We start from the raw sequence: 15,075 nt of genomic DNA, 5'->3' as shown, positions 1-15,075 counted from the left end.
GTTTACAAATATGTTAATTTTTTCCTAATACACCAAATTAAATTTAAAAATCCCTTAAAACTTTAACATTTAAGTATAAAAATAATAGATTATAAGTTAAAGTTTTGATACATTACTCTTAAATCAAACAGTTGTTTATTAAAATAAGAAAAATGCCACTGAGAGTCCTCAGTGGCATATTATCCAATACATAATATTAATTATTTCAGTTTCTTCTTAACTGCTACTTCTTCGTAGACTTCTAAGATGTCACCAACTTCAATATCATTATAACCTTTTAAGTTAAGACCACATTCGTAGCCTTTAGTTACTTCTTTAACATCGTCTTTGAAACGTTTTAAGCTTTCTAGCTCTCCGTCAAATTTCACGATACCATCACGAAGTAATCTAATTTTCGAATTTCTAGTTACTTTACCAGTTAATACCATACAACCTGCAATAGTACCAACTTTAGAAATTTTGAACACCTCACGGATTTCTACATTACCGATAACTTGTTCTTTAATTTCTGGTGAAAGCATACCTTCCATCGCTTCTTTAACCTCATCAATAGCAGCATAGATAATCGAATAAGTTCTGATTTCAACTTCTTCTTTATCCGCAATATCTTTAGCATTAACACTTGCTCTAACGTTGAATCCGATAACAATAGCATCAGATGCCGCCGCTAGTAGAATATCACTTTCTGTGATTTGACCAACACCAGAGTGTAAGATATTAACCTGAATTTCCTCAGTTGATAATTGTTGTAACTGATCAGATAATGCCTCTACCGAACCATCCACGTCACCTTTAAGGATAATGTTAAGTTCTTTAAATTCACCAAGTGCAATACGTCTTCCGATTTCATCCAAAGTAAGATGTTTTTTCGTACGTAAAGTTTGCTCTCTTTGCAACTGCTCTCTCTTCGTAGCAATAGTTTTCGCTTCTTTTTCGTCAGCGTAAATTCTAAATTTATCACCTGCAGTTGGCGCACCATCTAAACCTAAAATAGTTACAGGAATTGACGGACCAGCAGCTTGCATAGGTTTTCCTCTTTCATCAAGCATCGCTTTAACCTTACCGTGATTTTTACCAGCAAGAATATAGTCACCAACTTTAAGAGTACCATTCTGAACTAATATCGTAGAAACATAACCTCTACCTTTATCTAATGCTGCTTCGATAACAACACCATTAGCTGCACGATCTGGATTAGCTTTTAATTCAAGCATTTCTGCCTGCAATAACACTTTCTCCAATAACGCATCTACGTTGTTACCAAACTTAGCCGAAATCTCTTGAGACTGGATGTTACCACCCCATTCTTCCACCAAGATATTCATACCTGATAATTGTTGACGAATGTTATCTGGGTTAGCATTTGGTTTATCAACTTTGTTAAGTGCGATAATCATTGGTACTCCAGCCGCTTGTGCGTGCGCAATAGCTTCTTTAGTTTGTGGCATCACATCGTCGTCTGCTGCAATTACGATAATTACAATATCGGTAACCTGCGCACCACGTGCTCTCATCGCTGTAAAGGCCTCGTGACCTGGTGTATCTAAGAATGTGATACGTTGTCCACCTTCTAGCTTAACATTGTAAGCACCGATATGCTGTGTAATACCTCCAGATTCTCCTGCAATAACATTGGCTTTACGGATGTAATCCAATAATGACGTTTTACCGTGGTCAACGTGTCCCATTACAGTTACAATTGGTGCTCTAGCAATAAGATCTTCTTCTGCATCTGGCGTTTCCTCATCTAAGTTTTCTTCCAAGTCAGCATCAGAGAATTCAATTTTATAACCGAATTCATCAGCAACTAATGTTAAAGTATCCGCTTCTAGACGTTGGTTCATCGTTACCATAACACCTAGTGAGAAACAAGCAGAGATAACCTCAGTCGGGCTAACATTCATTAAACTTGCTAACTCATTAACAGTAATAAATTCTGTTACTTTAAGTGTTGTATCTTGAGCATCACGTTCTTGTTGAAGTTCGTCTTGCTCTCTTCTCCAGTTACGTTTATCTTTTCTGTGTTTAGCGCCTTTATTTTTACCACCTTTATTGGTCAGCTTTTCTAAAGTCTCTTTAATTTGATTTTTAACTTGCTCATCCGTTAACTCAACTGGCATAACTCTTTGCCCGCCGCCTCGGTTGTTACCTCCACGATTGTTACCTCCACGATTACCACCTTGGTTATTACCGCCAGGACGATTTCCGCCTTGGTTGTTACCACCTTGACCACCGCGATTGTTGTTATTACCGAAACGGTTACCACCTTGACCTTGGTTATTATTACCTCCGCCTTGGTTGTTATTATTGTTACCGCCTTGTTGGTTATTGCTAGCTCCTGGTTGTCCAGGTTTTTCTATACGTTTTCTTTTCTTCTTAGCAGCATTAGGACCACCAGCATTTGAAGATTTTGGTTTTGGAGCAAATTGAGATAAGTCAACCGTTTGCTTAAGGATTTTAGGTCCATCAAGTTTTTGATAAACTGTTTCAATTTTTTGAGGCTCGCTATCTTCTGTTGTTTCAGTTGGTTTGTTATCTACAACCTCTTCTTTAGGAGCAACCGGTTTTTCTTCAACTTTAGGCGTTTCGGCAACTACTTTTGGTGTTTCCACTTTTTTAGGTGCTTCTGGCTTTTCAGTTTTAGGTTCTGGTTTTTCCTTTTTTGCAGGTCGATTTCTGTTTTCTAACTGAGACAGATCAATCTTATCTAAGACTTTGAATTCTTGTTTAGAATCTTCCTTCTTAACTTCTTCAGCTTTTGGTTGTTCTACCACAGGCTCAGCTTTAACCTCGCTAGCAGGCTCTTCCACAACTGGTTTGTTAGAATCAAGATCAATCTTACCTAAAATTTTAGTTTCAGGTTTTAGGTTTGCTTTGGCTCTTATAACCTCAGGCGCTTTTTCTTCGATTTCCAGTTTTTCTTCTGGAACTTTAGAAATCACAACCTCATGAGAAGCTTTACGTTGTTCTCCATCTTTTTTGAACTCAGCTTCTAATGCAGAATATGCCGCTTCTTCTAGTTGAGCGTTAGGGTTACTCTCTACTTCGAAGCCTTTAGATTGTAGAAATTCTACCATCCTTCCCATCGAAATATTAAATTCCTTAACTGCTTTATTTAATCTAATTTTTGGCATTTATAAATGTTCTGTTTTTAATTTTTAAAATTAAAGTATTTTCTTTTTACTGTTTATTAGAGATTGTCACAACTCGATTAGTCTTCTAATTCTTCTCTAAGAATATTTTTAACTTCTTCGATTGTTTCTTCTTCTAAGTCAACCAAGTTAAGCAATGCTTCTGTATCTTTATCTAATACACTTCTAGCAGTTTCTAGGCCAACTTTTTTGAACTCTTCAATAATCCAAGATTCGATTTCGTCGCTAAATTCTTTTAGTTCAACATCGTCGTCTTCTTGTTTCTCTCTATAAACATCAATTTCGTATTCTGTTAACCAAGATGCCAACTTAATATTTTGACCTTGTTTACCAATAACTTTCGAAATCTCCTCAATAGGCGTGTAGACCATTGCATAGTTATGCTCTTCGTCTACTTCCACCTTATTAATAATGATATTACCTAATGCTCTTTTCACCAAAATTTCCGGATTCTTAGACCATTGGATAACGTCAATATTTTCATTTCTCAACTCTCTTACAACACCGTGAATTCTTGATCCTTTAACACCCACACACGCACCAACTGGATCAATTCTGTCATCGTAAGCATCTACAGCGATTTTCGCTTTCTCCCCTGGTATTCTTACAACCTTTTTAAGGATAATAGTACCATCTTGAATTTCAGGAATCTCCAACTCTAGCAATTGCTCTAAAAACTTCGGTGAAGTTCTCGAAATCATAATCTGAGGCTTAGATCCACGGAAGTCAACACTTTCTACAATCGCTCTTACATTATCTCCTTTTTTGAAGAAATCTGAAGGAATCTGATTTTCTTTAGGCAAGATAAATTCGTTACCCTCATCATCTAACATAATAACATGCTTATGACGAATATGGTGAACTTCTCCTACAACCAACTGTCCAATTCTATCACGGAATTGCTCATACAAAGCCGCATTAAAGTGCTCTTGTATTTTAGTTGCAAGAATTTGCTTAAGTGTAAGAATGTTTCTACGTCCCAATTTAGCAACTGGAATTTCTTGTGTATATTCTTCACCAACTTCAAACGTAGAGTCGATTTTTCTAACTTCAGAGATTTCGATTTCTAAATCATCATCTTCCGACATTTCGTCTTCAACAATAACCTTGTTTAAGAAAATCTGAAAATCCCCTTTGTCAGGGTTAACAATAACATCAAAATGATCATCAGAATCATATCTTTTTCTCAAAAGCGTCTTAAGAGAATCTTCAATGATCGCCATTAGGTCAATTTTGCTTATATTCTTTACTTCTTTAAAATCGCCAAAAGCTTCAATTAAAGCTAAATTATCCATTGATTATATTTTTCTTATTAAAATTTAATTACCACCAACGCCTTTTTGATTTCATCAAGACGTATTACTTTTTCTTCTTCGACATCTTCCTTACCTTTTCCGATAAGTTTTGGACGACGATATCTCAACAAAAGAGTGATCGACTCTTCATCCACAGACACCAACTCGCCTTCAATCTTTTCACCAGAAGTCAAAACAACATCTAGTTCTCTGCCAATATTTTTTTGATATTGACGATTAAGAGCTAAAGGCTCTGACAAACCATAAGACATAACCTGCAACGCAAAATCATGTTCTTCTCGATCCATATTAAACTCTATAGCACGACTTGCATCTAGACAATCTTGTAAAGTTACGCCATTATCCCCATCCAAAGTCACTGTAATCTGGTCATCTGCAGAAATCTTAAGATCAACCAAAAACAAATCTTTTCTTTCTTCTAAAAAAGAAGCCAACAAAGCTTCAACTTGCTCTTTAAAACTCATACTTTTCCCTGAATTACGTTTACGAAAAAAGGCATTCTCTCGAAGGCCTTTTCATTCTGTTCCGTAAATCTTTTGCAAATATAGCTACTTTTTTCAAAAAATCCAAATTATATTGAATTTTAAGACTTTACGCTCTCCATTTTGGAAATTTAAATTTAATATTATTTATAAAAAAAAGCATCATTTCTTCCAACATTAATAAAAAGCAAAATCTACATTATACTATAATATGTTAAAATAATTTATCTTTGTATAAAATTTAAAAACTCAAATCTTGAATATTACTATTGTAGGAACTGGTTATGTAGGTCTCGTAACTGGTACAACACTAGCAGAATTAGGCAATTCTGTATATTGTGTGGACATAGATGAAAAAAAAGTTGAAGGCATGAAGAAAGGCATCGTACCAATCTACGAGCCTAATCTTGAAGAAATGTTCCTTCGAAACATCCATGCTAACAGATTACATTTTACAACCAATTTAAAAGAAGCTTTAGACAAAAGCGAAGTTATTTATCTTGCATTACCAACGCCTCCAGGTGAAGATGGTTCTGCAGATTTATCTTACGTACTGAAAGTTGCGAATGACATTGGCGAAATGATGACTGAATATAAAGTTGTTGTTAATAAATCGACTGTTCCGGTTGGCACTGCTGACAAAGTAACTGCTGTTATTACTTCTAAAACTGATTTACCTTTTGATGTTGTATCGAATCCCGAATTCTTGAGAGAAGGTTTTGCTGTAGAAGATTCTATGAATCCGGCAAGAGTTGTTGTTGGTTGTAGCTCTGACAAAGCAAAAAACATTATGGCTCAAATCTATCAGCCATTCACCAATACGGGCGTCCCAATTATTTTCATGGACGAAAAATCTTCGGAATTAACAAAATATGCTGCCAACTCCTTCCTTGCTGTTAAAATCACCTTCATGAACGAAATCGCAAACTATTGCGAATTGGTTGGTGCTGATGTTGACAAAGTAAGATTGGGTATGGGAAGTGATGATCGTATTGGACATAGATTTTTATTCCCTGGTATCGGATATGGTGGATCTTGCTTTCCGAAAGATGTTAAAGCTTTGATTAAATCTGGACAAGATGAAAATTTCAAATTCCAAATTTTGGAATCAACAGAAGCAGTTAACAATGCGCAAAAAGTAATCTTAACAAAAGATATTGAAAAGTATTTCAATGATTTAAAAGGTAAAAAAATTGCACTTTGGGGCTTAGCTTTTAAAGCGAATACGGATGATATTCGTGAAGCTTCATCGCTTGACAACATTAAATTATTGTTAGAAAAAGGAGCAAAAGTAACAGCTTACGACAAAATTGCTGAAGCTAATGTTCGCAATGTTATTGGTGACCAAATCGAATATGCAGAAGATATGTATGCTGCGCTAGAAGAGGCGGACTGCTTATTAATCGCAACCGAATGGCCGGAGTTTAAAAACCCTAATTTTGACTTAATGGCATCAAAAATGAAAAATAAAATTATTTTTGATGGACGTAATATGTTCCCGTTAGAAGTTCCTGAACAGCATGGCTTCTTCTATAAGTCTATAGGTCGTAAAACAATTAATAACTAATTTTTAGAATGAAAAACATCATCATTACTGGTGGCGCTGGTTTTATCGGTTCTCACGTTGTTAGAGAGTTTGTTAAAAACTTACCAAATACCAACATTATAAATCTAGACGCCTTGACTTATGCAGGCAATCTAGAAAACCTAAAAGATATCGAAAATGAACCAAATTACATTTTCGAAAAAGCGGACATTACAAAGCCAGAGGAATTAAGAAAAGTTTTTGAAAAACATAATCCTGATGCTGTTATACATCTAGCTGCAGAATCTCATGTTGATAGAAGTATTACAGATCCTAATGCATTTATCAATACTAATGTTAATGGTACAGCTAACTTATTGAATTTAGCTAAAGAGTTTTGGACACTTAATCCTGATCATCAACATGGCAACTTTCCTGATGGACCAAGAACTAATTTGTTTTATCATGTTTCAACAGACGAAGTGTATGGTGCATTAGGAGAAACAGGCTTCTTCACAGAAGAAACTTCTTATGATCCAAAATCACCTTACTCAGCGAGCAAAGCTGCGTCTGACCATTTGGTAAGAGCTTACGGAAACACTTACGGGATGCCATTTATAGTTTCTAATTGTTCTAATAATTATGGTCCAAACCACTTTCCTGAAAAATTGATTCCGCTTTGTCTTTTCAATATTTTAAATGAAAAACCGCTTCCAATCTATGGCGACGGAAAATATACAAGAGACTGGTTGTATGTAATTGACCATGCAAAAGCTATTTTCCAAATTTTCCACGAAGCTAAAACTGGAGAAACTTACAATATTGGTGGTTGGAACGAATGGCAAAACATCGATTTGGTTAAGGAATTAATTAAACAAGTTGATGAAAAAACGGGAAAAGAAGCAGGTTACTCAGAGAAGTTAATTACTTTCGTTAAAGATAGACCTGGTCATGACAAGCGTTATGCAATTGATGCAACAAAGCTTAACAAAGATCTTGGATGGAAACCTTCTGTAACTTTTGAAGAAGGACTTTCTAAAACAATCGATTGGTTTTTATCCAACAAAGAATGGTTAGAGAATGTAACTTCAGGAAATTATCAAAAATATTACGACAAGCAATATAATTAATATCATGAAAAAATCTGCTCTTTTTTGTTGCTTTATAGTTAGCGCATTTTGTTTTTCACAAGCTACTCCGAAAACCTTAGCTAATACAACTAAGAAAAAAATAATAGATGAGTACATCGTTGTTTCTAACTACGAAAACGCTTTAAAGTTATACATTGCCAACTATTTAGAGTCAATAAGAACAGATTATAATGTTACACCTCCAAAAGAAATACTTAGCCAAACACAGGTTGATAAGATTATAAAAGAATTTGATTTTAACAATTATAAATTTTCAATCTATAATTCTTTTTCCTTCATTTCTGAAGAAAATTTAAAAAAGTTAGTTACTTTTTATAAAAGCTTAAATGGTGATCTTGCACAACATAATACAATGTTTTTAATAGACTCACTCATTGATCTAAACTTGAAAAACAAAATCAATTACGAAATTGAAACTCTAAAAACAAAATGAAAGGAATTATTTTAGCTGGAGGTTCCGGCACAAGATTATATCCGTTAACAATTGCCGTAAGCAAGCAGTTGATGCCCGTTTATGATAAGCCGATGATCTATTTTCCCATTTCGACATTATTGCTTGCTGGGATTAAAGAAATTTTAATTATCACAACACCACATGATCAAGAGGCTTTCCAACGACTTTTAGGTGATGGATCTCAAATTGGTTGTCGTTTTGAATATAAAGTTCAGCCATCGCCAGATGGGCTAGCGCAAGCATTTATCCTTGGCGAGGAGTTTATTGGAGACGATTCTGTTGCTTTAGTTTTAGGTGACAACATTTTTTATGGCACTGGCTTACCTCAACTCCTAGAAAGTAAAACTAGCGTTAAAGGAGGTTGTGTTTTCGCCTATCAAGTTTCTGATCCAGAGCGTTATGGTGTGGTAGAATTTGATGAAAATTACAATGCTCTTTCTATTGAAGAAAAACCAACTGAACCAAAATCAAACTTTGCAGTTCCTGGATTGTATTTTTATGATAACTCGGTTGTCGAATATGCAAAAAATTTGAAACCATCTCCTCGTGGCGAATTAGAGATTACAGATATCAATAAAATTTATCTTGAAAATGGCGAATTAGAAGTTGGTGTGATGAGTCGTGGAACAGCATGGCTAGACACTGGGACTTTTGACTCACTTCACGAAGCTTCAGAATTTGTTCGAGTTCTTGAAAAAAGACAAGGTTTTAAAATTTCTTGTATTGAAGAAATCGCTTACCGCAAAGGTTTTATCAATGAAGAGCAACTTCTAAAATCAGCAGAAAAATATGGTAAAAGCGGATACGGAACTTATCTAAAAAAACTAATTAAATAAATGAACAACACATCTGATGAAAATAAAAAATGGACTCAAGTCATTGAGTCTGGGCATTCTCTTTTTTCATTAAACTTGAAAGAAGTTTGGAATTATCGTGACTTAGTCTATATGCTCGTAAAGCGTGACTTTGTTACATCTTTTAAACAAACTATTTTAGGCCCTTTATGGTTTTTTATTAATCCAATTTTCACAACAGTAATGTATGTTATTGTTTTCGGAAATATTGCAAATCTATCTACTGATGGAGCGCCGAAACTAGCCTTTTATCTTGCGGGGGTAACGTTATGGAATTATTTTTCATCTTGTCTTAACAACACTTCTAATGTTTTCCGTGGAAACGCATCAATATTTGGAAAAGTATATTTTCCTAGGCTTGTTATGCCATTAGCAATTGTAAGCTCTAACCTTATGCAATTTGGCGTACAGTTTTTGTTATTTATATGTGTGACAGCATACTATTATTTTTTTGAAGGCAACATACATCCTAATATTTGGATATTGGCAACACCTTTTCTAATCGTCCTAATGGCAGCATTTGCAATGGGGATGGGGATGATATTTTCCTCAATGACAACCAAGTATAAAGATTTATCAATGTTGCTTAGCTTTGGGGTCTCTTTATATATGTATGTAACACCAGTAGTATATCCTGTTTCTTCAATGCCCGAAAAATATAGATGGATTGCTGACATTAACCCTTTAACGGGAATTTTCGAATGTTTCAAATATGCATTTTTAGGAGTTGGGGATTTCAACTTAAATATGTTGCTATATTCTACTATTGTAATTTTTATAATTCTTCTTGTAGGGACAATTATTTTTAACAAAGTAGAAAAATCCTTTATGGATACAGTTTAATCCAAACAAAATGATGATTAAATGAATAAAAATATAATTCTTGACATTGAAAATGTTTCAAAACAATATCGTCTTGGAGAGGTTGGTACAGGAACATTACAACATGATGTAAAACGTTGGTGGGCCAATCTACTAGGAAAAGAAGATCCTTATCTTAAAATCGGAGAAACAAACGACAGAACATCAAAAGGGGACTCCGATTACGTCTGGGCGCTTAAAGATATCAATTTCCAAGTAGAGCAAGGACAAGCAGTAGGGATAATTGGACGAAATGGAGCTGGTAAGTCAACATTATTAAAACTCCTTTCTCGTGTTACAAAACCAACAACCGGGTCAATAAAATACAAAGGACGTATCGCGTCACTGCTTGAAGTCGGTACTGGCTTCCATCCAGAGATGACAGGTCGTGAAAACATCTATCTAAATGGTGCGATTCTTGGGATGACGAGAAAAGAAATTGCAAGAAAATTTGATGAAATAGTAGCTTTCGCAGGCGTTGAACGTTATATTGACACCCCTGTCAAACGTTATTCATCAGGGATGTATGTACGTTTAGCCTTTGCCGTTGCAGCACATCTAGAATCTGAAATTTTAATTGTAGATGAAGTACTTGCCGTTGGTGATGCAGAATTTCAAAAGAAATGTCTTGGAAAAATGGGCGATGTCACAAAAGGTGAAGGTCGCACAATCCTTTTTGTGAGTCATAATATGCTAGCTGTCCGAAAATTATGCGACAGAGGCATATTGCTGAAGAATGGAGGTCTTATAATGGATGATAAAACTGATAAAGTTTTGGACAGATATGATCTAGAATTTAATGCTGCTGATAAAAATTTCAGAATTGATTATCCGATTAATAACTCACCAATGCAAATATTAAGTGTCGAGTTAAAGAAACCTTACACTGATTCGACTATAATTTTTATTGAAGATCAACTATTATTTACTTTTGAAATTGATGTAAGAGAAAATATACCTAATGCCTATATAACCATTGATATAAAAGATAGTAATGAAGAACTAATCTATTGGACATCTGACTATACAAGTCCTAGGTATAATAGTGATCTGAAAGGGAAAATGAAAATAACTTGCTCTTGTCCAATTAAATTATTAACAGCGGGAAATTATATGGCTCAATTTGCAATTTTCTCTTTAACAGAAGGAGTTGTAGATTATAATCCGAAGTACATGATTAACTTTGAAATTGAAGAAAATGAAAATACTTTTTTACAAAAATTCAATGTTAAACATCCTGGAAAGGTTGCCCTGGATAGTAATTGGCTGGTTGTGGATAGTAACAGGTAAGTATATTGTAATTGAAAATGATTAAGAATTTAAAAGATATTAAAGTATCTAACTATTTCACATTTTTATTAGTTGTTATCTTATTTGGTCAGTTAATAAGAAATTTATTATTCGGTTACGAAAAAAAAACTTGGAATATTTCAGAGTTTTTAATTAATTACGAAGGAGGGTATGTTAGAAGAGGATTACTAGGGCAATTATTATTATGGTTATTTAATTATTTAGGTGTAGTCCCTTATTATTTAATAATTTGTATTTGTTTTTTATCATTGTTTTTTTTAATTATTTATTTTTTTCTAAACTTCCAAAAGAATAATTTTCCAATTATATATTTAGCTTCAATTTTATTTTTTTCTAATGTCATTGTCAATGATTTTTGGGTAAGAAAAGATATTATTATACTTAATGTCTTTATTTTAATAGTATTCTTAGATAAAAAAAGAAATGTAATACTTCAACTATTTAAATATTTATTAATAATTATAGGAGCATTGATACATGAGTCAATAATTTTTTTATTAATTCCTTACTTGTTTGTGAAAACAACTTCATTAATCAAATTAAAAAATAGGGCACTATTATTTGATTCTGGAATAAATCTATCGTTAGCTATATTTTTACTTCTCTTTAATACCCTTAATAAAGGAAACGAATTAATTGTAAGTAAAATTAAGAACTCTTGGAATGGAGTGTATTTTCCATATGATACGAGAGTAGATGAAAGCATTGATGCTGTAGATGCTATAGGATGGGATTTGATGACAGGATTAAGATATACTTTTAAGACTTTATTGAATTTTGACAATGGAATATATGCACCTTTAGTGATATTAATAACCATTTTGGTAGTATTTTTATTGTTGTATAGTATTCCGTTAAGGAATAATAAATCAGAAAGAAAGAGACAGGCTATTATGGTTTATTCTATCGTTCAGTTTTTAGCTGTTTTGCCTTTGTTTCTATTGGGCTGGGATTATGCACGTTGGTTTTTTTTATGGACAGCTTCTACTATGATATTAGTTTTTAATAGCGACATTCAAATAGTTGAGTACATTGTAGATAAACATAAAATAAGTATGGGAAAGATTAAGTTTATTTGTGACAAATTTATTTTTTCTAATAATAATTATTTGTTATTATTTATTTTAGGAATTCCAGCATATTCTTGGAATTTATTGCAATACGTAAAAACAACAAGTGCTTTTTTAATAATCAATAAGATATCTTTAGTAATATTAATGATTAGAAATTCTTTTTAGATATGATTTCCATAGTAACAGCCTATTATAATCGGCGAGAATTATTTTTAAGAACTCTTGAAAGTATCGCAAAAACAAAATACGATGGTGACTTTGAGGTTATAGCTGTAGATGATGGTAGTAGAAATGAGGAGAGATTAGAAGACTTAAAAAAAGACTTTCCCTTCCTAAAAATAATCTATCTGGATCCTACTAAAAAATGGTATAATAATTCTTGTATTCCATTTAACATTGGTATTAGAGCCGCCAAAGGAGATAAAATAATTTTACAAAATCCAGAATGTTACCATTATGGAGATATTCTTCTAAAAACAGAAGAAGAATTAACAGATAAAGACTATTTAAGTTTCGCTTGTTTTTCGTTAGATAAATACACAACCGATAATTTTGGAGAAGTATTTAATTCTGAATATTTTAAAAATCTAATTATTCAACATAACAATGCTCCTACCACAGATGGAGATGCTGGATGGTATAACCATTCAAAACTCCGTCCTCATGCTTATCACTTTTGCACAGCAATCACAAAGAAAAACATAAATAAATTAGGAGGTTTTGACGAGAGATTTGCACTAGGAATAGCCTATGACGATGACGAGCTAATCCAACGAGTGAAAAAAATTGTTAAAATAAAGTTTTTAGATGATGTCATAGTTTTACATCAAAATCATTATAATCCGCAATCAACATCCTTTCAAAACAAAGCGAATAAACAGTATCTCTACGGACTTAACAAGTTCTTATTATATAATAAAGTTCCGATTCTTAATTTTAATAAATTTGTATCTTTCATACCAATTAACAAACGAAAAACAGCAATAAAATTAGCTTTAAAAATGGAAAGCTTTTTGAGGTATACAGGTCTATATAAACCAGCAAAAAATGACTCCTAATCAATTGATATCAATTATCGTTCCTTGTTATAATCAAAGCCAATATTTAGACGAATGCTTACAATCAGTCTTAGATCAAACTTATCAAAATTGGGAGTGTATTATTGTTAATGATGGCTCAAAAGATGATACGGAAGAAATTGCATTAAAATGGATAGTAAAAGATAATCGCTTTAAATATATTTCAAAAGAAAATGGAGGTGTTGCTTCTGCGCGGAACTATGGTATTAGTAAGTGTAAAGGAGAATGGATACTTCCCTTGGATGGTGATGATAAAATTAATATAGAATATTTGAGTAAAGCACAAACATTTTTTACTAAAGATATAGATTTGATCTATTCTAATTCCGAATTTTTTGGAGAGGTAACTGGAGTGTGGAACTTAGAAAACTATAATTACTTCAATTTACTACAATCAAATATGATTTTTTGCTCAGCATTTTTTAGAAAGACGAGTTGGCAAAAAGCTAGTGGATATGATCCTAAACTAATATATGGATATGAAGATTGGGAGTTTTGGATATCAATCTTAAATGAAAATTCTAAAGTAATAAAGTTAGATTATCTAGGGTTTTATTATAGAAGAAAACTAGAGTCAAGAGATATACTTATTAATAAAGATGTTACTAAAAAGGACAAATCGTACAATTACATTTATACAAAGCATCTTGACAAATATTTACAATTTAGTAAAAATGCAATTATAAATTTTAAAATAATAAATCAAAAACTAAAGAACCATGATGAAATTAACTCAAAACTAAAGAAAAATATTATCACCAAAGTTTTGTTTCGTGTAATCCAAGCATTTAGCAAGTCTACTTAGTGTTATATTATTTTTCGAAAGATATAATATTATTCAACCAATTAGTGAAAGAATATTTCTCTTTTATTGCAGGTAATATACTTTGATATGGGCTGTTAATAAACCTCTCAATCTCATTGCAATTATGAGTATTTAAAATCAATATATTACTCTCATTATACAGATCATAATTTATTATTTCAGAATTAGTTGTTATTAATTTTTTATCAAATTGCATTGCTTCGAAAATACGAAAAGACAAACCAGAATGCTCATCAGCCTTTATATCTAGAATAGCTTTTGACTGATTATGAATTTCTAATAGAGTTGAATAGTCATAGACATCATCGAGATATTTAACATATTTGGAGGCTTTAATTTTAAGAATATTCTTATAATTTGCAGTATTGAGTTTAAAATTAAGTTTTAGATGCGGTAAGCTTTTAGCGATTTTTTCAAGTAGATCAAATCTTTCGTCTGTATAATGTCCAATGTAGGTTATGTCCCATAATATTTCGGACGATAATGCACTCGGTAATTTATCAAAGTAAAAATTTGTGATAAAGTCAATTTGCTCATTGCTATCATTAGGATCAAAACAAAAAAAACGATCAAAAAAACTAAGTTTTGAAAAAACATTAGGATATCGATTCATCCCATCCCATTGATAACCTATTAGTTTTTTTGATTTACTTCGAAGTTTCGAAAGCAATTGATCCTCAAGACTATCTGCTCGAAAAACAATACAGTAATCAAAAAAATTTTCCGAATAATTTTCTAGATTGTTTTTTTGTTGAAAATTGTACTTTTGCTCTCTTTTTTGTTTTCGATAGTCGAAAAAACTAAAATTGGGGTAAATTTTTTTTAAAGCAAAATTTATTATTTTATCAACTATATTAGGTTGATATTTTGGAAGTTGAGAACTAGGATAAAAATAAGGAGCAAAAGAATTTTTTTCTAAATTATATTTAAAATTTTTCACAATATTATTATGAGTTTGCAATACAATTAGTATATTTTTATCCATTGAGTT

General features: G+C 32.5%; 13 protein-coding genes. 9 read left to right on the top strand and 4 right to left on the bottom strand.

The annotated features are described in order from the left end of the window. Positions 1–200: 200 nt before the first annotated feature. The 3 genes from infB to rimP form a co-directional block, all read right to left on the bottom strand. Entirely contained in the window at positions 201–3,134 is a 2,934-nt protein-coding gene (gene infB, locus B5X62_RS06170) for a translation initiation factor IF-2 (RefSeq protein ID WP_079666536.1), read from the bottom strand. A 77-nt stretch (positions 3,135–3,211) separates the two neighbouring features. After that, positions 3,212–4,447 carry a transcription termination factor NusA gene (gene nusA, locus B5X62_RS06165; RefSeq protein ID WP_079666535.1) on the bottom strand — a complete coding sequence of 412 codons (1,236 nt, stop codon included), beginning with the start codon at positions 4,445–4,447 and terminating at the stop codon, positions 3,212–3,214. 17 nt (positions 4,448–4,464) lie between these two features. After that, positions 4,465–4,932, bottom strand: a complete 468-nt coding sequence (rimP, locus tag B5X62_RS06160) for a ribosome assembly cofactor RimP (RefSeq protein WP_079666534.1) — start codon at positions 4,930–4,932, stop codon at positions 4,465–4,467. A gap of 274 nt (positions 4,933–5,206) precedes the next feature. Between rimP and B5X62_RS06155 the strand changes: the two genes are divergently transcribed. The 9 genes from B5X62_RS06155 to B5X62_RS06115 are packed head-to-tail and all read left to right on the top strand — an operon-like array spanning position 5,207 to position 14,063. Further along, on the top strand, positions 5,207–6,517 hold the full coding sequence (locus B5X62_RS06155) for a UDP-glucose dehydrogenase family protein (protein WP_079666533.1): 1,311 nt from the start codon (positions 5,207–5,209) through the stop codon (positions 6,515–6,517). Positions 6,518–6,525: 8 nt separating this feature from the next. Further along, on the top strand, positions 6,526–7,605 hold the full coding sequence (rfbB, locus tag B5X62_RS06150) for a dTDP-glucose 4,6-dehydratase (protein ID WP_079666532.1): 1,080 nt from the start codon (positions 6,526–6,528) through the stop codon (positions 7,603–7,605). 4 nt (positions 7,606–7,609) lie between these two features. Then, positions 7,610–8,059, top strand: coding sequence for a DUF2059 domain-containing protein (locus tag B5X62_RS06145; RefSeq protein WP_079666531.1), 450 nt, complete (start codon positions 7,610–7,612; stop codon positions 8,057–8,059). Continuing rightward, positions 8,056–8,916, top strand: coding sequence for a glucose-1-phosphate thymidylyltransferase RfbA (gene rfbA, locus B5X62_RS06140; RefSeq protein ID WP_079666530.1), 861 nt, complete (start codon positions 8,056–8,058; stop codon positions 8,914–8,916). The genes B5X62_RS06145 and rfbA overlap by 4 nt, the downstream gene beginning before the upstream one ends. After that, entirely contained in the window at positions 8,917–9,777 is an 861-nt protein-coding gene (locus B5X62_RS06135) for an ABC transporter permease (RefSeq protein WP_079666529.1), read from the top strand. Between the two features lie 21 nt (positions 9,778–9,798). Beyond that, positions 9,799–11,085, top strand: a complete 1,287-nt coding sequence (locus tag B5X62_RS06130) for an ABC transporter ATP-binding protein (protein WP_079666528.1) — start codon at positions 9,799–9,801, stop codon at positions 11,083–11,085. 17 nt (positions 11,086–11,102) lie between these two features. Beyond that, positions 11,103–12,344 carry a hypothetical protein gene (locus tag B5X62_RS06125; RefSeq protein WP_079666527.1) on the top strand — a complete coding sequence of 414 codons (1,242 nt, stop codon included), beginning with the start codon at positions 11,103–11,105 and terminating at the stop codon, positions 12,342–12,344. Positions 12,345–12,346: 2 nt separating this feature from the next. Beyond that, positions 12,347–13,237, top strand: a complete 891-nt coding sequence (locus B5X62_RS06120; RefSeq protein WP_079666526.1) for a glycosyltransferase family 2 protein — start codon at positions 12,347–12,349, stop codon at positions 13,235–13,237. After that, the gene (locus B5X62_RS06115; RefSeq protein ID WP_079666525.1) at positions 13,227–14,063 is read left to right on the top strand and encodes a glycosyltransferase family 2 protein; all 837 of its coding nucleotides are present in this window, start codon (positions 13,227–13,229) and stop codon (positions 14,061–14,063) included. The genes B5X62_RS06120 and B5X62_RS06115 overlap by 11 nt, the downstream gene beginning before the upstream one ends. Before the next feature lie 7 nt (positions 14,064–14,070). Here B5X62_RS06115 and B5X62_RS06110 read toward each other — a convergent pair whose 3' ends face one another. Then, a complete protein-coding gene (locus B5X62_RS06110) occupies positions 14,071–15,069 on the bottom strand; it encodes a CgeB family protein (protein WP_079666524.1) in 999 nt (332 codons plus the stop codon). Positions 15,070–15,075 lie beyond the last annotated feature (6 nt).

Origin of the sequence: Soonwooa buanensis (assembly GCF_900167905.1) — a bacterium.
GTDB classification, from domain to species: domain Bacteria; phylum Bacteroidota; class Bacteroidia; order Flavobacteriales; family Weeksellaceae; genus Soonwooa; species Soonwooa buanensis.
The sequence above is the reverse complement of the archived record's forward strand: the minus strand, read 5'-3'. Positions and strand labels throughout refer to the sequence as shown.